Source organism: Pseudoxanthomonas sp. PXM04 (genome assembly GCF_014851695.1).
Lineage (GTDB): Bacteria > Pseudomonadota > Gammaproteobacteria > Xanthomonadales > Xanthomonadaceae > Pseudoxanthomonas_A > Pseudoxanthomonas_A beigongshangi.
The window spans coordinates 44,584-68,649 of sequence record NZ_JACVAG010000006.1 but is presented as its reverse complement, the minus strand read 5'-3'; the positions used below and the strand labels follow the sequence as shown (position 1 = coordinate 68,649).

The 24,066-nt window shown below is 68.2% G+C and carries 19 protein-coding genes; 9 read left to right on the top strand and 10 right to left on the bottom strand.

What is annotated here, in order from left to right:
• Positions 1-36 precede the first annotated feature (36 nt).
• Positions 37-282, top strand: coding sequence for a helix-turn-helix transcriptional regulator (locus IB228_RS14930; RefSeq protein WP_183640622.1), 246 nt, complete (start codon positions 37-39; stop codon positions 280-282).
• Positions 283-325: 43 nt separating this feature from the next.
• Here IB228_RS14930 and IB228_RS14925 read toward each other — a convergent pair whose 3' ends face one another.
• On the bottom strand, positions 326-835 hold the full coding sequence (locus IB228_RS14925; RefSeq protein WP_192199052.1) for a DUF1697 domain-containing protein: 510 nt from the start codon (positions 833-835) through the stop codon (positions 326-328).
• Positions 836-1,029: 194 nt separating this feature from the next.
• Here IB228_RS14925 and IB228_RS14920 point away from each other — a divergent pair, with 194 nt between their 5' ends.
• Positions 1,030-1,818 carry a DUF2884 family protein gene (locus tag IB228_RS14920; protein ID WP_192199051.1) on the top strand — a complete coding sequence of 263 codons (789 nt, stop codon included), beginning with the start codon at positions 1,030-1,032 and terminating at the stop codon, positions 1,816-1,818.
• Positions 1,819-1,872: 54 nt separating this feature from the next.
• Here IB228_RS14920 and IB228_RS14915 read toward each other — a convergent pair whose 3' ends face one another.
• Complete coding sequence (locus tag IB228_RS14915; RefSeq protein WP_183640613.1) at positions 1,873-2,487, bottom strand: DNA N-6-adenine-methyltransferase; 615 nt, start codon at positions 2,485-2,487, stop codon at positions 1,873-1,875.
• A 48-nt stretch (positions 2,488-2,535) separates the two neighbouring features.
• Entirely contained in the window at positions 2,536-4,626 is a 2,091-nt protein-coding gene (locus IB228_RS14910) for a gluconolaconase (protein ID WP_192199050.1), read from the bottom strand.
• A 119-nt stretch (positions 4,627-4,745) separates the two neighbouring features.
• On the opposite strand from IB228_RS14910, the gene IB228_RS14905 reads away from it, so the two are divergent.
• Positions 4,746-5,393, top strand: coding sequence for a DUF998 domain-containing protein (locus IB228_RS14905; protein WP_183640608.1), 648 nt, complete (start codon positions 4,746-4,748; stop codon positions 5,391-5,393).
• 1 nt (position 5,394) lies between these two features.
• Here IB228_RS14905 and IB228_RS14900 read toward each other — a convergent pair whose 3' ends face one another.
• The 4 genes from IB228_RS14900 to IB228_RS14885 all read right to left on the bottom strand — a co-directional run bounded on the left by IB228_RS14900 (position 5,395) and on the right by IB228_RS14885 (position 10,016).
• Positions 5,395-7,311, bottom strand: coding sequence for a S9 family peptidase (locus IB228_RS14900; RefSeq protein WP_192199219.1), 1,917 nt, complete (start codon positions 7,309-7,311; stop codon positions 5,395-5,397).
• A 431-nt stretch (positions 7,312-7,742) separates the two neighbouring features.
• Positions 7,743-8,672 (bottom strand): polysaccharide deacetylase family protein, encoded by a 930-nt coding sequence (locus tag IB228_RS14895; RefSeq protein ID WP_192199218.1) that lies wholly within the window; start codon positions 8,670-8,672, stop codon positions 7,743-7,745.
• A gap of 164 nt (positions 8,673-8,836) precedes the next feature.
• Entirely contained in the window at positions 8,837-9,679 is an 843-nt protein-coding gene (locus IB228_RS14890; protein WP_225562478.1) for an arylamine N-acetyltransferase, read from the bottom strand.
• 145 nt (positions 9,680-9,824) lie between these two features.
• A complete protein-coding gene (locus IB228_RS14885) occupies positions 9,825-10,016 on the bottom strand; it encodes a hypothetical protein (RefSeq protein WP_183640605.1) in 192 nt (63 codons plus the stop codon).
• A 226-nt stretch (positions 10,017-10,242) separates the two neighbouring features.
• Between IB228_RS14885 and IB228_RS14880 the strand changes: the two genes are divergently transcribed.
• Positions 10,243-13,344 (top strand): discoidin domain-containing protein, encoded by a 3,102-nt coding sequence (locus IB228_RS14880; protein WP_192199049.1) that lies wholly within the window; start codon positions 10,243-10,245, stop codon positions 13,342-13,344.
• Between the two features lie 227 nt (positions 13,345-13,571).
• Here IB228_RS14880 and IB228_RS14875 read toward each other — a convergent pair whose 3' ends face one another.
• Positions 13,572-14,768: a serine hydrolase domain-containing protein gene (locus tag IB228_RS14875; protein ID WP_343227090.1), complete on the bottom strand. Its 1,197-nt coding sequence runs from the start codon at positions 14,766-14,768 to the stop codon at positions 13,572-13,574.
• Positions 14,769-15,000: 232 nt separating this feature from the next.
• Between IB228_RS14875 and IB228_RS14870 the strand changes: the two genes are divergently transcribed.
• Positions 15,001-16,107 (top strand): crosslink repair DNA glycosylase YcaQ family protein, encoded by a 1,107-nt coding sequence (locus tag IB228_RS14870; RefSeq protein ID WP_192199048.1) that lies wholly within the window; start codon positions 15,001-15,003, stop codon positions 16,105-16,107.
• Between the two features lie 100 nt (positions 16,108-16,207).
• Here IB228_RS14870 and IB228_RS14865 read toward each other — a convergent pair whose 3' ends face one another.
• Positions 16,208-17,227, bottom strand: a complete 1,020-nt coding sequence (locus tag IB228_RS14865) for a hypothetical protein (protein ID WP_192199047.1) — start codon at positions 17,225-17,227, stop codon at positions 16,208-16,210.
• A gap of 349 nt (positions 17,228-17,576) precedes the next feature.
• Positions 17,577-20,270, bottom strand: a complete 2,694-nt coding sequence (aceE, locus tag IB228_RS14860) for a pyruvate dehydrogenase (acetyl-transferring), homodimeric type (protein ID WP_192199046.1) — start codon at positions 20,268-20,270, stop codon at positions 17,577-17,579.
• Positions 20,271-20,504: 234 nt separating this feature from the next.
• On the opposite strand from aceE, the gene IB228_RS14855 reads away from it, so the two are divergent.
• Genes IB228_RS14855 through IB228_RS14840 form a run of 4 tightly spaced genes read left to right on the top strand, consistent with a single transcriptional unit; the run spans position 20,505 to position 23,736 of the window.
• The gene (locus IB228_RS14855) at positions 20,505-22,499 is read left to right on the top strand and encodes a SpoIIE family protein phosphatase (protein ID WP_183640595.1); all 1,995 of its coding nucleotides are present in this window, start codon (positions 20,505-20,507) and stop codon (positions 22,497-22,499) included.
• The gene (locus IB228_RS14850) at positions 22,493-22,930 is read left to right on the top strand and encodes an ATP-binding protein (protein WP_192199045.1); all 438 of its coding nucleotides are present in this window, start codon (positions 22,493-22,495) and stop codon (positions 22,928-22,930) included. The genes IB228_RS14855 and IB228_RS14850 overlap by 7 nt, the downstream gene beginning before the upstream one ends.
• Positions 22,927-23,310 carry an STAS domain-containing protein gene (locus tag IB228_RS14845; protein ID WP_192199044.1) on the top strand — a complete coding sequence of 128 codons (384 nt, stop codon included), beginning with the start codon at positions 22,927-22,929 and terminating at the stop codon, positions 23,308-23,310. Before IB228_RS14850 ends, IB228_RS14845 begins: the two co-directional genes overlap by 4 nt.
• 51 nt (positions 23,311-23,361) lie before the next feature.
• On the top strand, positions 23,362-23,736 hold the full coding sequence (locus tag IB228_RS14840) for an STAS domain-containing protein (RefSeq protein WP_183640589.1): 375 nt from the start codon (positions 23,362-23,364) through the stop codon (positions 23,734-23,736).
• Positions 23,737-24,066 lie beyond the last annotated feature (330 nt).

Genomic DNA, 24,066 nt, shown 5'->3' with positions numbered 1-24,066 from the left:
TGTAGATTGTCAAACGGTAGCGGGTGAGTCTGAGACATGGCCAAGCCGTCGTCCCCGCCGCGCTCCGCGACTACCGCGCGCGAACGCATTTCCGTGAACCTGAAGAAACTGCGCAAGGCGCGCAATCTGAGCCAGGAAGAACTGGCTGAACTCGGCGAATTCCATCGCACCTACGTGTCACAGTTGGAGCGTTGCGTCACCAACATCTCCATCGACGGCCTGGAACGGCTGGCGAACGCGCTGTCGGTGGACATCCGGGAACTGCTCAAGCCGGTCGACTGATCCGCGCCGCCGGCCGCCCATCGGTTCGGCCAACGACGAGGCCCTACTCCGCCGCCATCCCGATCAGCCTGGCGACCGTGTTGAGGTTGCGCGCGGTACCGGCCCGCGCGGCGGGAATGACCAGGCGGGAGTCGGCCATGCCGTCGCCGTAGTGCACGTAGATCTCGCGTTCACCCAATGCCACCTGTTCGTCGCGCCGATGCCGCAGCGTGGCCAGGGTATCGGCCGGCGGCGGTTCGTCCAGGAAAATCACCACCACCCGGTTGGGCGCCGCCGTGGTGAACGGCTGCGCCTCCAGCGCGCGCACGAGTTCCGCATGCTGGCGCAGCACCACGCCGACCGGCTTGCCGGCGTAGGCGGCCAGGCGTTCCTCCAGTGCGGCCTTCACCCCCGCGGCCCGCTTGGCGCTGCGGAACACCACGTTGCCGCTGGCGATGTAGGTGCGCACGTCGCGGAAACCGGCGTCCTCGCACATGGCGCGCAGTTCGGCCATCGGCAGTTTGCCGGTACCACCGACATTCACGGCGCGCAGCAGGGCGATATAGGTTTCCATCGCGCCAGCATACGCGCTCCCATCAAGCGGCGGCGCGGGCGGAGTTTCCCGCGTTCCTCACCGGGGAAGGCGTGGCCGGGGCTGGCTCCGCTTCACATGGAGGACGGGGTGACGGTGGTCGCCATGACTTTTCCCACGGGTCGCGCCGGCGCGCATCCGCGAAGCTTGCGCCATCGTTCCACCCGGATACCGCCATGCGCCCGTTGCCGCTCATCCTGTCCGTCCTCGCGCTGCTGCCGCTGGCGGGCCACGCCGGGGAGCCGGTGCGGCCCAAGGTCGATTCCCGCCAATGCGGCATCAGCACGCCGTACAACGTGCTGGTCGATACCGGCGGCGTGTGGCTGTATCGCGACGAGGGTTCGCCGCGCGAGGTGTTCTTCCACGACGGCGAACTGAGCGTGGACCGCAAGGTGCGCACGATCAGCGATGCCGACGCGCAGCGCCTGCGCCAGCTGGAATACCAGGCCTACCGGCTGATGCCGGAAGTGGCCGGGCTGGCCCGCGATTCGGTCGAGGTGACCTTCGATGCGCTGTCCGGCGTGGTCGAGGCGATGACCGGCAGCAAGCGCAAGGCGCGCAAGGTGGACGATTTCCGCAGCGAGGCGATCGCCCATGTCGATCGCACCCTGGGTCGCGGTCGCTGGGATCAGGAAGTCTTCGACGAGAAGTTCGAGGAGAACATCGAGAACGCGGCCGAATCGATGGCCTCGATGATCGGGCGCAGCGCATTGTGGAGCGTTTTCACCGGCCGCGCCGGGCAGTTGGAAGCGCGCGCGGACAAGATGGATCGGGAGCTGGAGCAGATGCTGGAAGTGCGCACGAAGGCCATCGAGGCGCGCGCGGACGGCCTGTGCGCGCAGGTCCGTGCCATCGATGCCGTGCAGGCGGGGCTGGAGTATCGCCACGACGGCCAGCCACTGCGCCTGCTGGAAATCTCGGGCGATGGCGGGGACAACCAGGCGACCGTGGCCGCGCGTCCCTGAGCGACGCGATGCGGCCAGCCGGCGCGCCCGCCGCCTGACGGACGGGAAAGGAATTCAGGCCGGTCCGGTTTCAGCCACCGGGTGCACCACGAAGCCGTGCTTGCTGAAGATGCGGGCGAACTTGTCCGCGTTGCGGCCGAAATAGAAGAACGCCTGCCCGCGTGTATTGCCGGAGATGTGCTTGCGGTCCGCGTTCCAGAAACTGATGCGGTGGTGGGTGAAGCAGATGCGGGTGCAGCGCGCGACCAGCACGTTGAACCAACGGGTGTCGGTGGCGTTGTTGACCAGCACCACGCCCTCGCCGAACTGGCCGGCTTCCAGCTGATCGACGAAACGATTGACCGCGCGCGCGCACAGGCCCGCCGAGTAGGGCGGGTTCATGAACACCCGTCCACGCCGGCCGACGTTCCAGTCCTCGTCGAACGCGGAACGCTCGGCGGTGAGAATCCGGCGCGCGCCGACGATCTCGTTGGCGGTTTCCGAGGTGAAGGGGTCCAGATCGATGCCACCCATCACCGCGCGCACCGAGTCCAGGTACTCCGGCGGGGTGAACCAGGAATCGGCGTCGCGGGCCTTGGCGGTCGGCACCCGGCCGATGTAGCCGAGCCGGTGGGCGCTGGCGGTGGACACCGGGAGCGCGACGATGTTGGTGCGGGGCGTCTTGGGCATGGTCGGGCATTCTATGCGCGCACGAGCCGGCTGTGCGCAGACATCGGTCTAGCGCAGCAGGATCCGCAGATCGCGGTTGGCGGCGGCGGCGTTGCCGCTGTAGTCCAGCGCGGTGATCCGGATCAGGTACTCGCCGGCGGGCAGTTCCGTGGGTTGCCACGCTCCGGCTTCCACCACGCCATCGCGGATCCGGTTGGTCACCACGTACTGGAAGCGGGTGATGGCGCTGCCGTGCACGGTGATGCCGCTGCCCGGCCCGTAGGCGAGCATCACCGCGTCCGGATCCGGCGGCATGCGGTTGAACTCGATGTTCATTCGCGGCGCCTCGTGGCCGGGCAGGGGCCTGCCTTCGGCGTCCAGCAGCTGGTAGCCCAGCGCGTACAGCCCCAGCCGGCGGCGCGGCAGGTTGCGATCGACCTGATCCCAGGCTTCGGCCACGATCTGCACGCCGGACAGTTCGCGCGGCACGATCAGCCGGCCGCCTTCCTTCTCCTCCAGCGGCTGGCCCAGGGTATCGAGCAGGTGGATGCCGTCGATGCGCGGTGGCTGGTGATCGGCATAACCGGTGAAACCCAGTGCGATCGCGTTGCGCTCGTAACCGCTGGCGCCGACGCTCAGGTGCACGTGCGCCATCGGATTGATGGTGCCCAGCACGTCGCCGGCGTGGAAGCGGGTGCCGCGCCGGACCCGGATGCGTTCGGGCTGGCCGGCTTCGTCCATCAGCAACTGGAAGCGCGGATCGGTCACCTCCCCGCGCGCGCTCCGGCCCACCCGCATGTGGATGTAGGCCAGCACGTCCAGCCCCATCCCTTCGCCCTGCCCGCCATATCCCCACGCGGCATAGGGGCTGCTGACCTTGCCGTCGGCGATCGCCAGCACCGGCTGGCCGATGTCGCCGCGGATGTCCAGCCCGCTGTGCAGGTGGTCGCGGTTTTCCTTGCGGAAATTGCCGCGCACTTCGCCCAGCGTGCCGACCACTTCGTGCCAGCCGTCCTGCGGATGCAGCGGCCAGCGTCCCTGCGTGTCCGGCAGCGGCGCGTGCGGAGCGGGACCGGCGACCGGGGGCGGCGGCGTGGCGGTACGCGGCGCGATGCGGTGCACACGGTAACCGGTGGCATCGGTGGCGTGCAGCACGCCGCGCCCATCCAGCGCCAGACCAGCCGGGCGCGAGAGACGCTCCTGCTGCGCCAGCCCGGTGATCACGCGGATATGGCCGTCGGTGGCGATCTGGAGGATGCGGCCGCCGCTCATTTCCGACACATACAACACGCCGTCGCGGGTGATCGCCAGCGCCAGCGGACGGCCGATGCCGGTGGATCCATCCGGCCACCAGGTCCTGGCGGTGCCGACCGCGCCATCGGCGGTGACATGGCGGATTGCGTTGTTGCGCAGATCGGCCACCCACAACACCCCCTGCCGATCGATCGCCAGCGCGGTGGGCGTGTCGAAACGCGCCGCCGCTCCCATGCCGTCGACGAAGCCGGGATACCCGCCACCGGCCAGCGTGGTGACCTGGCCGTCCGGCGAGATCACCCGGATGCGGTCGTTGTAGGTGTCGGCGACGTACACCCGTCCCCGCGCATCCACCGCCACGCCGGTCGGTCCGTCGAACCTCGCCTGCTCGGCCGCGCCGTCGCGATGGCCGGCGGTGCCGTCGCCGGCCAGCGTGCTGACGATGCCCTGCGGCGTGATCCGGCGGATGGCGTGGTTGCCGGTGTCGGCGACATACAGATTGCCGGCGCGATCCAGCGCCAGTCCGGACGGCGTGTGGAACGCCGCCGCGGTGCCCGCGCCATCGCGGAATCCCTCCCCCGAACCGGCCAGGGTCGCCACCTGCCCGTCGCGGCCGATCCGGCGGATGCGGTTGTTGTCGCCGCCATCGGCCACGTAGACGGTGCCGTCGCCCGCCATCGCGATTCCGTAGGGATCGGCGAAGCGCGCGGCGGCCGGCGGGCCGTCGCGATCACCCCGGATGCCGTCACCGGCAATCAATTCGAGCTGCGCGGCCCAGCCCAGCGGCGTCGGTGCAGGTCCGACGCGCGGCTTCACCGCGGGTGCGAAGGGATCGAAGAAGAACGTGGCCGCCAGGGCCAGGGCAGTCAGGCCGATGACCAGACCCAACCAGGTTTTGCGCGTCATGCCGGTACGGGCTCCTGTCGAACAGCGCGGCAGCCATCGTGGCGCGGCGGTCGTGGCGATGGTCACATTCTTGCATGCGCCGACGCCCTCGTCCGCCGGGACCGCTAACATCACGGTCCATGTCTTCCGACCCCGTCCACGACGCCGCCCTCCCTGTCACCGCACCCACCTGGCCGCGCCGGCTCGCCACCGCGACACAGGTGGCGTGCCTCGTGTTCCTGGCGATGGCATCGCTGCTGCAATTCCTGCGTACGGATCTGGACTGGCAACGCACGCCGCTGAGTTTCTATCTGGTCGGTCCACACGGTCCGCTGCTGCAGGCCGCATACCTGTTGCTGGCATCGGGATTGATCGGACTGGGCGTGTCGGCGTATCGCAGCGGCGCGGCGCAGGCCCGCAGCGCGGCGCCGCTGCTGCTGTTCGTGGTGGCCGGCGTCGCGCTGGCGATCACGGCGTTGGCGCAAACGCCTTTTCCCGGACGTCCATTGACCTTGCAGGGCCTGGTGCACGGACTCGCGGCGCAGACCGCGTTCCTGTGCGTCACCGTGGCGATGCTGTTGCAGGCCTGGCGCTGGCGTGCCGATCCGGGCTTCCGGCACCGCTTCGCGCCCGCGTTCTGGCTGGCGGTGCTGTGTTTCCTCGCGCTGTGGACACATGTGCTGGTCCGCGATCTGCCGAGGGGCGCCAGCCAGAAGGCCGTCATCGCGCTGATCGGCCTGTGGCTGGTGCTGGCAGCCGGCTGGGTGGGCCGCGACCGGCGCGGATAACTCAGCGCGCGGTCTTGCCGCCCAGGTGGCGCGAGAGGAAGGCCAGCAGGCGCGTGTAGTACTCACGCCGGTGCTCTTCGGTATAGAAACCGTGGCCTTCGGTCTTGTAGTACAGGGTTTCCACCGGCACGCCGGCCTGCTTCAACGCTTTTTCCATGCGCTCGGAATGCGCGAGCGGCGCGCGCTCGTCGCGCCCGCCGGCGGCGAGGAACACCGGTGCCTTGATGCGCGCGGCCAGGGTGGTGGGCGAACGCTCGGCCAGGCCTTCGGGCGGCCCCATCCACTCGCCCGCCCAGGTCTTGCCCGAACGGCTGCGGTTGGATTGGCGCCTGTGCATCAGGCGCAGGTCGTACACGCCGACGTAACCGGCCGCGCAGCGGTACAGGTCCGGTTCCCGGGCCGCGCCCATCAACGCCGCGTAGCCGCCATAGCTGCCGCCGTAGATGCAGATGCGCGCGGGATCGGCGATGCGCTGTTCGATGGCCCAACGGGTGGCGTCGGTGAGGTCGTCCTGCATCCGGCCACCCCACTCGCGCGCACCGGCCTGCACGTGCGCGCGTCCGTAGTTGCCGGAACCGCGATAGTTGACCCGCAGGACCGCGTAACCGGCCTCGGCGAGCATCTGTGCCTCGCTGTCGAATCCCCATTCGTCGAAGATGCCGAACGGGCCACCATGCGGAAGCAGCACCATCGGCGCCTGCGCCGCGGCGTTGCGCGGCAGGGTGAGGTAGCCATGCAACGGCAGGCCGTCCCGCGCCTTCATCTGCACCAGGCGGGTGGGCAGGACCACCGCGGGATCAAACCATTCGCGGGTGGAGAACACCCGGTCCGCCTTCTTCTCGACGGTGTCGAACAGGAAGTAGTCGCCGTGGTTGCGGTCACTCCACACGAACAGCAGCGCCAGCCGGCCATCCGCGGTGATCGAGGTCATGTGGACGCCATGCCCCGGGAACGCGCGTTCCAGCGCGCGGTAGAACCGCGCGGTCTTGCCCTTTTCGTCGAAGAAGGCGTTGCGGACGCCCTCATGCACATAGGACACGCCAATCGGGGTTCGTCCATCGACGTCATAGAGCGTGCGGAAGGGGTCCACGACGCGGTCGCGCAACAGCTCGGTATATGTGCCGTCGGCCGGATTCCAGGCGACAACCGCGTCCGGGCCGTTCTTCTGCTCCACCTGCAGATAGGCGGTGCCGCCGTCGGCCGAGAATCCGAGCGGGAACTCGCGATGCCCGGTCTCGTTCTCGTCGTTGATCAGGCGCCATTCGGCCCGGTCCCCGTCGCGATAGTAGAGCCGGCTGGCGTTGTCCACGTCGGCGCCGTGCGCGAAGCGGACCACGCCCGCGCGGTCGGTGGTGAAATCCGCCCGCCGCACCGGCGCGGTCGCCACGGTGATTCGCCGTCGCGTGTAGATGTCGAGCCGGTCGATCGAGATGTAGGGATCGGTTGTCAGCGGCATCGCGGCAACCAGCACGTTGCGCTCGTCATCCGGCAGGGTGTCGGTGAGAAAGACCGCGCGCGGCGGGCCGGGCGTGTCCGTACGGCTGCCGATCTCGCCGGTACCGAACGGACTGGCCAGCAGGCGCGCGCCGCTGCCGTCGGCATTCACCGCATGCAGTTGGCCAAGCACCGACGGCTGGTCGCGCGAGCCCAGCCTTTCGGCCATCGATACGACCACGCGTTCGTTGTTGGCCCACCAGAAATCATCCACCACCGAATCGCGATCGCCACCAATCTTGGCGGTGACCGCGCGATCCATGCGCCGGATGATCGCCAGCACGGTGCGATCCTCGAGCGGCACGGTGACCGCGTAGTAGTCCCCGCTGGGGGAGATCTTGATCCGTTCGAACTGATCCGGCCGCAGATACGGCGCCAGATCCACGTTGGTGCCCGCATCGCTCCCCTGCGCCCACGCCGCCATCGGCACCAGGCACAACAACAACCCACCCCAAGTCCGCTTGCGCATTCCGATTCCAATCCCTGGCAGTCCCCCGCATGCCCCGTGCATGCGCCTCCCCGGGGCGCATCGTCGCAGTTGGCACGCTTTCCGTCCACGGTCGGGCCGGGTCAACAACTGACGTGACGCGGCGTCGGCGTCACCTCCGCTGCTGACCGCCGCTTGTCGCATGTCGTTGAAAAGGCGGAATTTCCTGCAATGGCACGAAGCCTGCGTATTTCCAGGCGTGGGGATGGAGAGGTGCGGGACGCAGGGAGGAGCAAGGGCTGGTGCGATCCCGTTGGGGAACGGGGCGTGATGTCCGGCGGAGGCCGGATGACAGGGGGCCAGCCTGATCGGAGCACGGCCGTACAGGGGCGGCCGTGGCTCCGCGCGAATTCCGGTCGAAGGCGTGCCTATTCGCCGTCCACGCCCGCCAGATCCATCACCCACTTGGGCACCTCGGGCTCGCCGGCATAGAAGGTCTTCGGTTTCTTTTCGGCCATCGCCCAGCGGTGCAGCCAACTCGGGCCGAAACGTCCGTCATAGCCTTCCTCGCCGCGCCGGTAGGCGGGATCGCGCAGGGCTTGTTCCAGCGTCACGAAGGTGTAGCCGCGACGACGGGCGCCGTCGATCAATTCGGCGAACGCGACCGCGTTGAGTTCGTTGGCATGCATCAACCAGACCTGTGGCAATGCATAGCCCAGCAATGCCTGTGACTGCTGTTCGTAGTAGTCGAGCTTGTTGAGCATGTAGGGCACGTAGCCCTTGCGCAGACGGTCGAGCGTGGCGTCGCGATCGGTGCTGGCGGCTCGCGCCACCACGTTGGCGTAGGCAAAGGCCCAGACCCATTCGCCGTTGTCGACCGTGACCGGGGCGACGCGATAACCATGCGTGCCAAGGAACGCCGTCAACGCGGCGCGGTCGGCCGGCGTGCGGCCCGCGCGCAGGTAGGGATGGCGGAACCAGCGCGGCGCCTTGCCCTGTTCGGCCAGCAGCGGGCGCAGCACGCGTTCGCCCTTGAGGATGTTCTCCTCGAACGCGGGCAAACCGACTTCGTGCAGATCCACGTGATCGAAGGTGTGGTTGCCCAGTTCATGGCCGGCGTCGCGCCAGTCGCGCAGCATCCGCAGGCGTTCGGGCTGCACCACGCCACCCACTTCCAGCTTGCCCTCGTTGACGAAACCCACGACCGGCACGTCCGCCTTGCGCAGTTGCGCCATCAATCGCGCATGCCATTCCGGCAAATCCGCCACCGGCCTTTCGCCCAGGCGCTGCCAGGGCAGGTCATCGATGGTGACGGCGATGCGGCGATCCGGGGCGGTCGCCGTGGCGGACTCCCGCATGGCCGCCGGTTCGGCGGTGCGTGCCGTGCAGGACAACGCGCAGGACAACAGGACGAACATGGCACAGCACAGTTGGATCGCGCGCATCGGCACCGCCCGGAAAGAAGGATGGCGCCGAGCTTATCCCGTGCCGGGTCATCGCCGCCTGTGCCGGCGGCCGGTGTTCATGCCGTGGCCACCGCCGGTGCCAGCAGCCGTTCGATCTTCGAATGCAGATCGGGATGCGCGGGCACGCGCAGGCCGAACTCGCGATGCAGCACCTGGATCACCGCGTCCGCACCGGCCAGTGCATGGCGCTCGCTGGCGGCGCCCATCCGGCGGATCGCGAAGCTGCCCCCCTTGAGGGTCTTGCGCCAGCCCGGGCCGGTGCGCGCCACCCGCAGTTGATCGCGGAAGGTCGAATCCGGATGGGTGGACACGTACCAGTTGCCCACCACGAAATCGATGTCGGCCTGTCGCTGCAGGTCGAATGCGTACAGCGGCCGCCACTCCCCGGCCACCCGCGCGCGCAGGGTGTACTGGCCTTCGCCGGATTCCAGCCGATAGACCTCGTGCGGCGTGGACTGCGCCTCGGTGCTTTCCAGTTGCAGCGGCGCGGTGGGCACCATGCCGCCGAAGCCGACATCGGTGATCCACGACTCGCCATCGATTTCCACCAGCACCAGCATGTGGGTGCGCGCGGGAACGATGTCGGCCGCGCCGTCCATCAGCACCCGCCCGGTCAGTCCGCGCGCCTCGAAGCCGAGCCGTTGCAGCAGGGCCAGGAACAGGCGGTTGAGCTCGAAACAGTAGCCGCCGCGACCTTCGAACAGCAGTTTGCGTTCCAGTGCCGGCAGGTCCAGCGGCACCGGCAGGCGCAGCAGGGTCGAAAGCGTCTCGAAGGGAAACTCGGCGGTGTGCCGCTGCTGCAATTCGCGCAAGGTCTCCAGCGTGGGCGGCGGCGCGGCGGCATGACCGAGCCGTTGCAGGTAGGGATAGGCGTGCTGCAGGGTCGGGATCATGGGCATGGCGGGGATCGGGGGGAATGCCACTGTGCGCCCTCAAGCCCGCTTGAGGTCAAGGCCGCCCGGCGACCGCGCCCATCCGCGGTCGCCCGTCCGCCCGTCCGCCCGGTCGCCGCGCGAGCGGGCGTTTCAGGCTGCCGCACCCACGCTATCGCGCCTGTCGGAACCGCCAGCCGTAATTGTTGCCCGGCAGGACCGGCAGGGTGTTGCGATAGGCGCGCATGCGTTCCTCATTGGTCGGGGCCGTTGGAACCGCGTGGCGCGCGGGATGCTGCAGCGAAAGGAACGCCAGCGGCCCCAGGGTGGCCCGCATGGCGCGGATGAAGTCCGAATCGTTCATGGCGCACCTGCCTCTGTCGTGGCGATGGCGCACCTGGTGCGGACGGGGAAGGAACCGCCCGCAGGCCGGTGCTTCGATCGGAACAACGCGGCGGCCCGCGGGGAACGGCCAGCGGCGCCAGCGACCGGGCGATGCCGCACCGCAACTCGCATGTAAACGTTTACATCACTAGTATCCGGGCATCCGCGGGGTCCCGCGGCCTCCCCGCCACGCTCGAGGGCTCGCGATGTCCGGTTCCACCGTTGTCCGCCGCACCCGCCTCACCCTTCGCCACGGACTGGCCCTGACCGCCCTGCTCGGGTTTCCGCTGGCGCAGGCCCAGCAGCCCCTGCCGCCGCGCGCCGAATGGAAGGCCAGCAGCTCCTCCACGACCAATCCGGCCATGGCCCCGGCGATGGGCGTCGACGGCAATCCCAAGACCTACTGGGGCGGGCCGTTCTCGGCCGGCCACTGGTACCAGGTGGATCTGGGCCGCACCACGCCGGTGGGCGGCGTCCTCATCCGGTGGGAAGGCGGCTTCGCCACCCACTACCTGATCCGCTACTCCAACGATGGCCAGCAATGGCAGGACGCGGTGCGGGTGACCGGCGGCAAGGGCGGCATCGAGTACGTGATGTTCCCGGCGGTGCAGGCGCGCTACCTGCGGCTGGCCGCGCCGGATCGCACGGCCGACTGGGGCGTGTCGGTGGGCGAGTTCGAGCCGGTCGCGCACGCGCCACGCCTGCGGGGCGTCGTGGGCGATGGCGATACCGACGCGCTGTGGATCGGCGGCGCGGCGCGCGTGCTGGACAAGCGCCGGCCGCTGGAAATCGAACTGCCGCGCCCGCTGGCGCTGGCAGGCCTGGAAGTCACCTGGAAAACCCCGCCCGGCCGCGCGCGGCTGGAGGCGCGCGGCGCGGACGGGCGCTGGACGCGGTTGGCCGAGGATCCGAATGTCGAAGGCACTTCTTCCTTTCTCGCCGCGCCGGAGGTCCACGAGGCCACCGCGCTGCGGCTGGTGACCGAAGGCGGCGACGGCGCGATCGTGGATCGCCTGCAGTTGCTCGGCCCCAAGCGGCTGATGACACCGATGCGGCGCTACGAGATCGCCGCCACGCGCCGTCATGGCGAGTTGTTCCCGTCGTCGCTGAAACAGCAGCAGGTGTACTGGACCACGGTTGGCATTCCGGCCGGCCTGCAGAAATCGGTGTTCGACGAGTACGGCAACCTGGAAGCGTTCAAGGGCGCGCCGCTGGTGCAGCCGGTCTGGCGCGATCGCGGCGGTCGCGCCGCGGCGGCGTTCAACGCGGATTTGCGCCACAGCCTGCGCGAGGGCTGGATGCCGATGCCGGCGGTGGAATGGTCGCCGCAGCCGGGGCTGTCGCTGCGCAGCGAGGCCATCGCGATCGAACAGGACGGCGCGCCGGTCACCCTGGTCCGGTATCGCCTGCGCAACACCGGTGATCAGCCGGTGGACGGGCAACTCTCGCTGCTGACGCGGCCGATGCAGATCAGTCCGCCATGGCAGAACGGTGGCTTGTCTCCCTTGCATGCCATCGCGGTGGAAGACGATGCGGTGCGGGTGAACGGGCGACGGCTGTTCCAGTCGCTGACGCCGCCCTCGGGTGGGGGCGTATCCGCATTCGGCGCGCACGGTGAAGGCGAGATCACCCGCCACGCGGCGCAGGGCGATGTGCCCGCGCAGCGCAGCGTGGAGGACCCGGATGGCCTGGCCGCGGCGATCCTGCAATATCCGGTGAAGCTGCGGCCCGGCGAGCACCGCGACGTGGTCATCGCGTTCGCGCTGGGCAACACGCGCCTCGACACCCAGGCCCGGCAATGGCCCGACGCGCCCACGCTGGATCGGGCGGCGTTGACCGCCGGCGGCGATCCCGGCGTCGCCTTCGACACGCTGGCCGACACCCTCGCGCAGCAATGGCAATCGCGCCTGGGCCGGATCGGCCTGAGCCTGCCGGACGCCTCGCTGGTGGACATGCTGCGCGCGCAGGCCGCCTACATGCTGATCAACCAGAGCGGCCACGCGATGCAGCCGGGCCCGCGCAACTACAACCGTTCCTTCATCCGCGACGGCGCCGCCACCGCGGCGATCCTGCTGCGCATGGGCATGGGCAGGACCGCCCGCGACTACCTGCAGTGGTATGCGGGCCATGCGGTGCATCCGAACGGGCTGGTCTCGCCGATCCTCAACGACGACGGTTCGGTGAACACCGGCTTCGGCTCGGACCTGGAGCACGACAGCCAGGGCCAGTTCGTCTGGCTGGTCGCGGAAATCGCGCGGCTGGACGGCGGCGCGGCCAGCGTCCGCGACTACCAGGACGAAGTGAAGCGCGCGCTGCGCTTCCTGCAGGAACTGCGCGAACGCACGATGGTGCCCGGTTATCTGGCCGACCGCGAGGCGCCGGAACGTTTCCACGGCATCATCGCGCCCTCGATCAGCCACGAAGGCTACCCGGTGCCGACCCACAGCTACTGGGACGACTACTGGGCGCTGAAGGGCTGGCACGACGGGGCGTGGCTGGCCGAGCAATGGGGCGACCGGGAAACGGCGGTGTGGGCGCGCGAACAATACGCCGCGCTGCGCGATTCGATGTCGGCGTCGATGCGGGCGACGATGAAATGGAAAGGCATCGACTACATTCCGGCTTCCGCCGATCTGGGTGACAGCGATCCCACCAGCGTCTCGATCGGCCTGGATCCGACCGGCCAGCAGGACCTGATGCCGGCCGATGCGCTGGCGCGTACCTTCGCCCGCTACCTGGCCGACGTGCGCAAGCGCACGCCCGATGCGCTGTACGCCTACACGCCGTACGAAATGCGCAACGTGCTGACCTACGTACACCTGGGACAACCGGCCGAAGCCAACGAACTGCTGCAGGATCTGGTGCGCCATCGCCGTCCCGCCGAGTGGCAGGTGATCGCGGAGGTCGTCTATTCGGATCTGCGCCACGCGATCTACCTGGGCGACATGCCGCATACCTGGATTGGTTCGGAATACGCGCGTTCGATTTTCGGCATGCTGATGTACGAGGCCGACGATCACCTGTCGCTGCTGCCGGGTACGCCTCCGGAGTGGGTCGCGGGCGAAGGCCTGTCGGTCGATGGCCTGCCCACGGCCCATGGCACGCTGAAGATGCGCGCGCGCCGCGAAGGCGGACAGTTGCGTGTTTCGCTGGGCGAGGGACTGCGCGCCGACATGCCCGTCATGGTCAACTGGCCCGGCCGCTCCGCGCCGAAGCAGGTCACCGTCGATGGTCGCCGCGTTCGCGATTTCGACGCCAACGGCGTGCGCCTCGCGCGTCCCTTCAAGGAATTGATCGCGCAATGGTAGACCCGGGTTTACCCGGCTGCTGTGTCGCGCTAGACCGGACGTCCAGGGCAGCGGAGCAAGCTCCGCTCTACGAGGTGTAGAGCCGGGCTTGCCCGGCTGCTGTTGCGCGCTAGACCGGACGCCCCGGGTAGCGGAGCGAGCTCCGCTCTACGAGGTGTCGAGCCGGGCTTGCCCGGCTGCTGTTTCGTGCCAGACCGGATGCCCCCGGTAGCGGAGCGAGCTCCCCTCTACGGGGTTGCGAGGCGTTCCTCTATGGCCGAGAACGCCGAACGTCCACCGGCGCGCGCTTCGGGAACGCCGGTGACGAAGTAGGCCACGCCCGTGCCGGTCACCGGATCGACCCAGAGGCCGGACAGCAGGCCATAGGCCGAGCCGGAATGGCCGAAGCGTTCGATGCCATCGCCGAACGGATCGTCGTGGCATCCCTCGCGCGGCGTCGCCAAGGTCTGCACCGCCAATCCGTAGCGACAGAAGAAGCCGCGTCCGCCCTGCCCGCTTTCGTCCTCTTCCGACGTCAGGCCGGTACCGGGTGAATAACGCCACTGCGGTTCCACCAGGGTACGCACCGATTCCGGACGCAACAGGCGGACCCCGTCCACCTCGCCTTCGGACAGCAGCAGGCGGCCGATTTTCGCCAGCCCGTTCGCCGAGATCCGCAGGCCTCCCTGCGGCGAGAACAAGGCGCCGTTGTCGCCGGCCCGCCATCGCGCCAGATCGCAGCTGCCATCAGCGGCAGGGACCACCGGGCATTCCGGCCGGTGCCCGCGATTGTCGTCACGTACCGGCTGGCGGCCCTCGTCATACAGCACCACGGCGCGTGCGGCGGTCGCGTCATCGCAACTGGCCCAGTTGAAGCATCCATCGATATCCAGCGGCAGCAGCACCAGGCGCTGCATCAGTCTGTCGAAACGCTCGCCCGTGGCCTTTTCCATCACCGACGCGACCAACGGAAAATCCAGGTTGGCGTAGCGGAAAAACGTGCCCGGCGCGTGTACCGGATCCCAGGCGCGCGGATCGGCCAATACATCCTGCAACAAGCCGCCCAACGGCACCTGGTAGTAGCCCGCCGCGTCGGTCAGGCCGGCGCGGTGCGAGAGCAGCAGGCGCAGGGTGATCGGTGTATCCGGGAAAGCCGGGTTGCGCAGCTGCCATCCCAGCCAGCGCGACACGTCGGCATCGAGATCCAGTTGGCCGGCCTCGACCAACCGCATCACTCCGATGGCGGTGACCAGCTTGGATATCGAGGCGATGCGCACCGGATCCGCTGCCGTCACCGCGCGGTTCGCGGCGATGTCGGCCAACCCGCGCGCATTGGTGGCGGTGATGCCTTCGCGATCGAAGGCCACGCGGACGGTGGCGATGGGCTCGTTGGCATGCAACGGCATCGCGGCAAGCAACACCCCAAGCAGAAACCCGGTACGCACCATCATGCTCTCCTGTGAAATGGGGCGGCCCATGCGAGCGGGCCATGCAACGCCTGCCGTGCCATGGGTCGAAGCCTACTGCATCGCCTTCCGGCAGACGACCGCCACGGCGGTGAACCGGAACACCGCGTGGTGGATGGCGCGCCGTTGACGCGGCGCGTCATCGCCAGCACTCGATGCCGTGCGGCGAGTCGCGACCGAAGGCGACGGGCGTCGTGTTCTAATCCACACCATGCCCCCCTCGCCCACCCTCGACGATCTGCGCCGCCATGCGGTGGCGCGCACGCTGTTCACGCCGACCACGCTGCTGACCGCCATCCGCCGCCTGGGCTTCGTGCAGGCCGATCCGATCCGCGCCCCCGCGCGGGCGCAGGACCTGACCCTGCGCCATCGGGTGAAGGACTACCGCGCGGGCGATCTCGAGCGCCGCTACACGCGACTGCCGGTCGAGGAGGATTGCCTGGTCAACTACGGATTCCTGCCGCGCGAGCATCTGGCGCTGATGCATCCCCGGGTGTCGTCACGTCCCTGGGACGCGCAGACGCGCCGCAAGGCGGCCGATGTGCTGGCGTTCGTGCGCGAACGCGGCGCCGTGCATCCACGCGAAGTCGAACAGGCGTTCGCGCATGGCCGGGTGACCAACTACTGGGGCGGCACCAGCAACGCCAGCACCCACCTGCTCGATGGCATGCATTACCGCGGCATGCTGCGCGTGCAGCGTCGCGACAGCGGCACCCGTATCTACACCGCCGCCGAGCATCCGGTCGGCGACGACAGCGAGGCGGCGCGCGTCCAGCGCGCCGCCGCCCTGCTCGATCTGGTCGTGCGCAAGTACGCGCCCTTGCCTTCGGCCAGCCTGACCTACCTGGCGCGGCTGCTGGGCTATGGCGCCCCGCATCTGGCCGCGCAGATCCAGATCGCGCTGCGGCAGGCGCGCGCGCAACTGGCCAGCGGCACCATCGACGGCACCACCTGGTATTGGCCGGCCGATGAGAATCCGCGCTCGCGGCGTTTCCAGGCGGACGAGCGGGTGCGCCTGCTGGCCCCGTTCGATCCGGTTGCCTGGGATCGCCGCCGCTTCGAATTGTTGTGGGGCTGGACCTACAAGTTCGAAGCCTATACGCCGGCGGCCAAGCGTCGTTTCGGTTACTACGCGCTGCCGCTGCTGTGGCGCGATCAGATGGTCGGTTGGGCCAACGTCACCGCGAAGGATGGCCGCTTGCAGCCAAGCTTCGGCTATGCCGATCGTTCTCCGGCGAAAGACCCGGCTTTCCGCCGCGCCCTCGAGGATGAACTGGACGACATGACCCGGTTTCTTGCCGGGCATGCCTCCGCCTGATCGCCAGGGGATGTGCCATCGCCGGGAACGGTGGCGCGGAGCGCCGATGCCAGCCTGACCGCGCAGGCGCCACGATTGTCCGCAACGCCGGGGCGCCGAACTACTTCAGGCACGCACCCAACTGGTTCTCCGCATACCACAGCGCGCGCCGCGCCTGGTCGTAGGCCGCGTCGCCACGGCGCGGCAGCATCTGCCGGGCCATGATCGGGTCCGCACCATGGGCCAGTGCGTACTCGACCTGTTCCAGTTCGGTCAGGTGGGTACGGGCGGTAGCCAGCAGTTTCTGCACTTTCGCCGCCTCGCACGAAGCGGCGCGTTTCTGCAACGCTTCCAATGCGGTGCGGATGCGACGGCTGGCTTCGCCCGACAGGCCCGGCACCTTCTCGTGCGCGATGGGCGCCGCCTTGTAGGCATTGCCGGTTTCCGCGCGTCCCAGGTCCGAGGCCTGCTCGTAGGCCTGCGGTTTGAAACCCACCTCCGGCGGCGGCCGCGCCCGTACCGTCTGCCGCTCTTCGCCGAAGATCTTCTTGCCGATCGCCGCCAGGCCATCGCCGAGTTTGCGCGCGGCCTGCTGGCCGAGGGTGCCGTCGCTGGCCCAGGTACCACCGAACGGACTGTCGGGATCGGTTTCGATGGGATTGGGCGGATACAGCAGATCCCGCGCACGCTTGAGTTCGCGTTCGTTGGGCAGGCCCGGTGGATTGGCCGGAGGCTCGTTCTTCGCCATCGGATCGATGCGTGCCTGTGGCGGCAGCCTGGCCCGGCCCGTGTCGCGGTCGTACAGGCGATCGACGACCCGGTTTTCCTTGGGAGCGGGTGGTGCGGTACGCCTAGCTTCCGGCCGCACCACGCTCGCCGGCTCAGCCGTGCGGGGCGACGCGATCGTGTCCGCTGATGGCGTCGTGGCGGTGTCCGGCGATCGGCGAACATCGGCCGGAGGAGGCGTGACGGGCGACCAGCGCGGCCGTTCCAGATAGACCACCCGCAGCGAATCATCGTCGTGCGCGGTGGGCAACATGGGCCCTCTCAGCAGCAGCTTGCCAATCAGCAGCAGGATGGCGGCAGCGGTGGCCGCGGCGATGACGCGTGAGGCGGATTCATCGGGATAAGTGAATCTCACGCGATCTGCTGCCTTCGGAGCGATGGTGGTCATCCGCTTCAACGCGCGGACAGGATGCCGGTTGACCGATGTTGCCTGTGCAAGTTCCCACCATTTGAAGCCCCATGCCGGAACCGGCGCGTCGGCGTTTTACTGATGTTCATGCGTTCACGTCGGCACGATGTTTGTTTTTCGTTTTGCACCTGGCGAATGCCATACGGCCTGGATGGCATGCGGGAACGATGAAGCCGCCATGCGAAAGCGCGGCGCTGCATCCTGTCTGTGAAAGCGCACCCGGGATTCATGGATGGCGTGAAAAAGAAAAAAGGCGGCCCGTGGGCCGCCTTTTTCATTAAGCCGCTCCGCCGGTTCAGACGCCGATCGGGTTGGCCTTCTCCACATCGATCTTGTACTGCTTGATCGCGCGGGCAACGTCCTTGCCGGTCATCTTGCCTTCCTTCGCCAGCGCCGCGATCGCGGCATGGGCGATGTAGTAGCGGTCGACCTCGAAGAAGCGGCGCAGGTTGGCGCGGGTGTCGCTGCGGCCGAAGCCGTCGGTGCCCAGCACGGTGTACTGCGTCGGCACGAAGGCGCGGATCTGGTCGGCATAGCCGCGCACGTAGTCGGTGGCGGCGATGGCCGGGCCCTGGCGACCTTCCAGTTGCTCGGTCACGTAGGCCTTGCGCGGCGCCTTGGCTTCCGGATTCAGGCGATTCCAGCGCTCGACGTCGAAACCGTCGCGACGCAGCTCGTTGAAGCTCGGGCAGGACCAGATGTCGGCGGTGACACCGAAATCCTTGTCCAGCAGTTCCGCCGCCGCGATCGCCTCGCGCAGGATGGTGCCGCTGCCGAGCAGTTGCACGCGCAGCTCGCCCTTCTTCGGCTTGCCCGCGTCCTTCAACAGGTACATGCCCTTGATGATGCCGTCGGCCGCACCTTCCGGCATGTCCGGATGGGCGTAGTTCTCGTTCATCAGGGTGATGTAGTAGTACTCGTCGACCTGCTCCTGCATCATCCGCTGCACGCCGTGCTGCAGGATCACCGCGACTTCGTAGCCGAAGGTCGGGTCGTAGCTGCGGCAGTTCGGAATCGCGCCGGCCAGCAGGTGGCTGTGGCCGTCCTCGTGCTGCAGGCCCTCGCCGTTCAGGGTGGTGCGGCCGGCGGTGCCGCCGAGCAGGAAGCCGCGGGTGCGCATGTCCGCCGCCTGCCAGGCGAGATCGCCCACGCGCTGGAAGCCGAACATCGAGTAGTAGATGTAGAACGGCAGCATCGGCACGTTGCTGACCGAGTAGCTGGTGCCGGCCGCCATCCACGACGCGATCGCGCCCGGCTCGCTGATGCCCTGTTGCAGCACCTGGCCGCTCTGGTCCTCGCGGTAGTACATCAGCTGGTCGGCGTCGACCGGCTTGTACTTCTGGCCGAACGGCGCGTAGATGCCGATCTGGCGGAACATGCCCTCCATGCCGAAGGTACGCGCCTCGTCGGCCACGATCGGCACGATGCGCGGGCCGATCTGCTTGTCGCGCAGGGTGATGTTCAGCGCCTGTACGAACGCCATGGTGGTGGAGATCTCGCGCTCGCCGGTGGATTTGAGCAGGCGCTCGTAGGTCTCCAGCTTGGGGGCCTCGAACGACTCGGCGGCCTTGCGGCGGCGCTGCGGCAGGTACCCGCCCAGCGCGGCGCGGCGTTCCTTGAGGTACTGCACTTCCGGCGAATCCTCGCCCGGATGGTAGAACGGGATCTGCGAGGCTTCCTCAAGCTGCTTGTCGGTGATCGGAATGTTGAAGCGATCCCGGAAGGTGCGGATGGCGTCGTCGTCCAGCTTCTTGGTCTGGTGGGTCGGGTTGAGCGATTCGCCGGCCGAACCCATGCCGTAACCCTTGACCGTCTTGGCCAGGATCACGGTCGGCATGCCCTGGGTGTTCACCGCCTCGTGGAACGCGGCGTAGACCTTGTGCGGATCATGGCCGCCGCGGTTCAGGCGCCAGATGTCGTCGTCGGAGAGATTGGCGACCATCGCCGCGGTCTCCGGATACTTGCCGAAGAAATTCGCGCGGGTATAGGCGCCGCCGAAGGCCTTGCAGTTCTGGTACTCGCCGTCGACGGTTTCCATCATCAGCTTCTTCAGCACGCCGTCGGTGTCGCGCGCCAGGAGCGGATCCCAGTAGCTGCCCCACAGCAGCTTGATCACGTTCCAGCCGCCGCCGCGGAACACGCCTTCCAGCTCCTGGATGATCTTGCCGTTGCCGCGCACCGGGCCGTCCAGGCGCTGCAGGTTGCAGTTGACCACGAAGATCAGGTTGTCCAGGCCCTCGCGGCCGGCCAGCGCGATCGCGCCCAGGGTTTCCGGTTCGTCCGACTCGCCGTCGCCGATGAAGCACCACACCTTGCGATCGGACTTCTCGATCAGGCCGCGGTGCTCCAGGTACTTCATGAACTGCGCCTGGTAGATCGCCGCCAGCGGTCCCAGGCCCATCGACACGGTCGGGGTCTGCCAGAAGTCCGGCATCAGCCACGGATGCGGATACGAGGAAATGCCCTGGCCGTCGACTTCCATGCGGAAGTTGTCCAGCTGCGCCTCGTCGATGCGGCCTTCCAGGAAGGCGCGCGCGTAGATGCCCGGCGAGCTGTGGCCCTGGATGAACAGCAGATCGCCCGGATGGTTTTCGCTGGGCGCGCGCCAGAAGTGATTGAAGCCCACGTCATAGAGGGTGGCGCCGGAAGCGAAGCTGGCGATGTGGCCGCCGAGGTCGCCGGGCTTGCGGTTGGCGCGCACCACGGTGGCCATCGCGTTCCAGCGGATGATCGAGCGGATGCGCCATTCCAGCGCGGCGTCGCCGGGCGACTTGGCCTCGTTCTGCGGCGCGATGGTGTTGACGTACTCGGTGGTGGGCGAGAACGGCAGGTAGGCGCCCGCGCGGCGCGTGACTTCGACCATGCCTTCCAGCAGCTGATGTGCACGCAGGGCGCCGTTCTTCTCGATCACCGCCTGCATCGAATCGATCCATTCGCGGGTTTCCAACGGATCCGGATCGCTCTGCAGCATCTCGTTCAACCAGTTCATTACCACTCCCAATCTGTCGCGCGGGACCGCGCGGACGTTGTCGTTTTCAGGACTTTGAAGTGTAGCGCACCGCCCCTGTCCCGATCTGGCTACGCGGGCGTATGGATTCGTGATTTTTTCGTTGTCCTGGCCGGTTTGACCACACCAAAATGAGACCTCTGGCGCTGCGCGCCGGGTACCCGGGCGACGTATCATCCGTGCGGGGGGACACATCGCAGGGATTCGGGGTGCCGCATGAAGGGAAGTCGGCAGGACGGGGCTTTGTCGCCGGAGCGAACCGGCGTGGTGCATTGGCGCCGGAGCCTGCGCACCCGCATCGCGCTGTGGTCGGGCGTGATCAACGTCGCCGTGCTCCTGCTGCTGGCGGTCGGCATCGCCTGGTTCGCGCGCCGGCTGATCATCGAGGACGCCCGCCGCGACACCATCGCCAGCACCCAGGAGGCCGCGGATCGGCTGGACACCGCCCTGCGCGCGGTCGTCATCACCACCAGCGGATTGTCCGATCTGCTGGCCAATTCCAACCTCGACCCGGCCGAGCTCACCACCACCCTGCGGGCGATGGTGCGCGCCACGCCCGGCAGCGTCGGCGGCCTGCTGGTGGTCGAACCGGAGCAGCCCGGCCAGGCCGGATTCGCGCGTTACATCAGCGCCAACGGCCGGGATCGCGATTTCATCGCCGACGGCTACGACTACCGCGCACAGGGCTGGTACCGGCGCACCGTGTCCGCGCCCGGCGGCTGGTGGTCCGAACCCTACCTCAACCGCACCGCGGGCGACGTCTGGATGGTCACCTACAACCGTCCGCTGCGTCCGCAGGGCCGCGGCGTGACGACCCGCGGCATGGTCAGCCTGGACGTCCCGCTGTCCGAACTCACCGGCAGCTTCGAGAGCCTGGCCAACCTGCCCGGCTGGCGGGTCTCGCTGGTCGCGCCGGCCGGCACGCTGGCCGCGAATCCCGATGTGGGGGTGGAAGACAACCTCACCCTGGAACAGCACATCCGTCGCGCCGGACGCCCGGACCTGCAACCGGCCGCCGACGCCGTGCGCCTGCACCAGCCACTGCAGTTGATGCATACCGACGCCCGGACCGGCGAGAAACGCTTCACCGTGGTCGAGCCGATCGGCCAGAGCGGATGGAGCCTGCTGGTGGCGCAGTCCTACGCGCTGATCATGGCGCGCCTGGATCAGGCGCTGGGCTGGCTGCTGGCCGGCGGAGCGGTGCTGGCACTGCTTTGCATGCTGCTGGTGCGGCGGCTGGCCGGCCGCATCAGCCAGCCGGTCGAACAGCTGACCGCCTCGGCCGCGTACCTGGCCGAGGGCCACTACGACACCCCGGTGCCCTATACCCGTCGCCTGGACGAGGTCGGCCTGATGGCGCGCACGCTGGAACACGCGCGCACCTCCATCCAGCGGCAGCTGGCGGAAATCGAGGAGATGGGCGCGGCCCGGCAGAAGCTGGAGAGCGAACTGGCGATCGCGCGCGACATCCAGTTGGCGATGCTGCCGCCCGGACGCGTCATCGATCGCGATGATCGCCATCTGGAAGTTTTCGCGCTGCTGGAGCCGGCCAAGGCGGTCGGCGGCGATTTCTACAGTTTCATCGAGGGCGGCGACGGTCGGCTGTGGTTCGCGATTGGCGATGTCTCCGACAAGGGCGTGCCGGCGGCGCTGTTCATGGCGCGCACGGTCACCGTGCTGGAAGTCGCCGCGCGCGCCGGAGACTCGCCTTCGGCGGTGCTGGCGGAAGCCTCGCACCGGCTGGTCGAGGGCAACGACACCTGCATGTTCGCCACCGTGCTGTTTGGCTGCGTGGATCCGCGCAGCGGGCAGTGCGTGCTGGCCAGCGCCGGCCACGACGCCCCGCTGCTGCTGCATGCCGACGGCGCCTGCGAAACGCTGCCGGTCGCCTCCGGCCCGCCGCTGGGTTTCGAGGTCAGCCAGGAATTTCCGCTGTGGCGGGGCCGGTTGCCGGCCGGCGCCACCCTGCTGGCCTACACCGATGGGGTGACCGAGGCGTTCGATCCCGCGCAGCGGGCGTTCGGCCTGGAGCGCCTGATCGACGGGCTGCGCCCGGACGAGAGCGCGCGGATGCAATGCGAGGACGTGATCGCGCGGGTGCATGGCTTCGCCCATCCGGCGCCGCAGTCGGACGACATCACGGTGCTGGCGATGCGCCTGCGCCAGGATCACCGGATTCAACCACGCGTGGAGGAGGCAGCCATATGCTGATACGCCTGATCGTGCCGGGCGAGTACGCCCGGGTGGAAGATCTCAACGCCTCGCTGGAGGCCGTGCTCAACCGCCACGGCATGGCCCGGGCCATCCGTGACGACGTAAGGCTGATCGTCGAGGAACTGGCCAGCAATGCCATCGACTACGGCGGCGAACCGGCCGCCGGCACCGCGCAGCACGAACTGTCGGTGGACATCAGCATCGAGGACGGGTTGCTGCATCTGGAATTCCGCGATACCGGCGCGCCGTTCGATCCGCTCAGCGCGCCGGAACCCGACATCGACGCCGACATCCGTGATCGCGCCATCGGCGGCCTCGGCGTCTACTTGATCCGGCAACTGGCGCACCGGATCACCTACCAGCGCATCGACGCCTGCAACGTCTTGCGCGTCAGCCTGCGCATTCCCCAACCGGAGAGCGAACCATGAGCCTCGAAATCACCCTGCTGCCGCCCGGACAGGGCAGCCAGCGCGTCGTGGTGGCCGGCCGCCTGGACACCCATACCTACGAGGATCTGGACGAAGCGCTGGCGCCGTTGATGACGACGCAATTGCATTCGCTGGTGCTGGATCTGTCGCAACTGGAGTACATCAGCAGCGCCGGCATCCGTTCGATTTTCAAGGCCCGCAAGACCCTGGCCGCGCATGGCGGCAAGGTACTGGTGGTCAATCCGCAGCCGCAAATCCAGAAGGTGTTCGACGTGGTCAAGGCGGTGCCGCTCAACGACATCTTCGGCTCCACCGCCGAGGCCGACGCCTATCTGGACGCGATGCAGCGCAAGGTCCTGCAGGGCGATGACAGCGACTGACGCCGCCTGTCACACTGTCCGGCCTACCGGGGGCGCTCAGGGACACCGCGCATGAGTCTGGACATCGACATCTATCCACCCGTCAACGGCAACCAGTACATCGTGCTGACGGGCCGGCTGGATTCGCATACCCATGAAGCGCTGGATGATCAGCTGGAGGCGCTGCTCGCCGGCAGGCCGCAGGCGCTGGTGCTGGATCTGGCGCATCTGGAATACATCAGCAGCGCCGGCGTGCGTTCAATCCTGAAGGCACGCAAGGCGCTGGCGCCGCATGAAGGCAAGCTGCTGCTGGTGCATCCGCAGGAGCAAATCCGCAAGGTCATCGAGATCGTGCAGGCGGTGCCGATGGACAGCATCTTCGCCAGCACCGAGGAAGCCGATGCGTATCTGGATGCCTTGCAGCGGGACATCCTGGGCGGGTCATGAGGTCGCCAGGAGCAAGCGCTCCTCAACCGTCGAAGGGCGGGTCAATCCCCCTTGGTCCCCCTTTTTCAAAGGGGGAAGTGAAAGCGGGTTTCCAGGCAATCTTGTGGCTGGGATAGCCCCCTTTTTAAAAGGGGGCGGGCACCTGCGAAGCAGGTGATGGGGGATTTGCTTTCGGCGCCAAAAGCAAATCCCCCTCAATCCCCCTTTTGCAAAGGGGGAGGTAAAAGCGGTTTCCAGGCAATCTTGCGGCTGGGGATAGCCCTCTTTTTAAAAGGGGGCGGGCGCCTGTGAAGCAGGTGACGGGGGATTTGCTTTCGGCGCCGAAAGCGA

Coding starts and splice junctions, on each gene's coding strand:
- IB228_RS14920 (WP_192199051.1), top strand. CDS start 1,030: ATGCGCCCGTTGCCGCTCATCCTGTCCGTCCTCGCGCTGCTGCCGCTG.
- IB228_RS14910 (WP_192199050.1), bottom strand. CDS start 4,626: ATGACGCGCAAAACCTGGTTGGGTCTGGTCATCGGCCTGACTGCCCTG.
- IB228_RS14870 (WP_192199048.1), top strand. CDS start 15,001: ATGCCCCCCTCGCCCACCCTCGACGATCTGCGCCGCCATGCGGTGGCG.
- IB228_RS14845 (WP_192199044.1), top strand. CDS start 22,927: ATGAGCCTCGAAATCACCCTGCTGCCGCCCGGACAGGGCAGCCAGCGC.
- IB228_RS14915 (WP_183640613.1), bottom strand. CDS start 2,487: ATGCCCAAGACGCCCCGCACCAACATCGTCGCGCTCCCGGTGTCCACC.
- IB228_RS14905 (WP_183640608.1), top strand. CDS start 4,746: ATGTCTTCCGACCCCGTCCACGACGCCGCCCTCCCTGTCACCGCACCC.
- IB228_RS14895 (WP_192199218.1), bottom strand. CDS start 8,672: ATGCGGGAGTCCGCCACGGCGACCGCCCCGGATCGCCGCATCGCCGTC.
- aceE (WP_192199046.1), bottom strand. CDS start 20,270: ATGAACTGGTTGAACGAGATGCTGCAGAGCGATCCGGATCCGTTGGAA.
- IB228_RS14900 (WP_192199219.1), bottom strand. CDS start 7,311: ATGGCGGCGTGGGCGCAGGGGAGCGATGCGGGCACCAACGTGGATCTG.
- IB228_RS14850 (WP_192199045.1), top strand. CDS start 22,493: ATGCTGATACGCCTGATCGTGCCGGGCGAGTACGCCCGGGTGGAAGAT.
- IB228_RS14855 (WP_183640595.1), top strand. CDS start 20,505: ATGAAGGGAAGTCGGCAGGACGGGGCTTTGTCGCCGGAGCGAACCGGC.
- IB228_RS14925 (WP_192199052.1), bottom strand. CDS start 835: ATGGAAACCTATATCGCCCTGCTGCGCGCCGTGAATGTCGGTGGTACC.
- IB228_RS14880 (WP_192199049.1), top strand. CDS start 10,243: ATGTCCGGTTCCACCGTTGTCCGCCGCACCCGCCTCACCCTTCGCCAC.
- IB228_RS14885 (WP_183640605.1), bottom strand. CDS start 10,016: ATGAACGATTCGGACTTCATCCGCGCCATGCGGGCCACCCTGGGGCCG.
- IB228_RS14890 (WP_225562478.1), bottom strand. CDS start 9,679: ATGCCCATGATCCCGACCCTGCAGCACGCCTATCCCTACCTGCAACGG.
- IB228_RS14840 (WP_183640589.1), top strand. CDS start 23,362: ATGAGTCTGGACATCGACATCTATCCACCCGTCAACGGCAACCAGTAC.
- IB228_RS14930 (WP_183640622.1), top strand. CDS start 37: ATGGCCAAGCCGTCGTCCCCGCCGCGCTCCGCGACTACCGCGCGCGAA.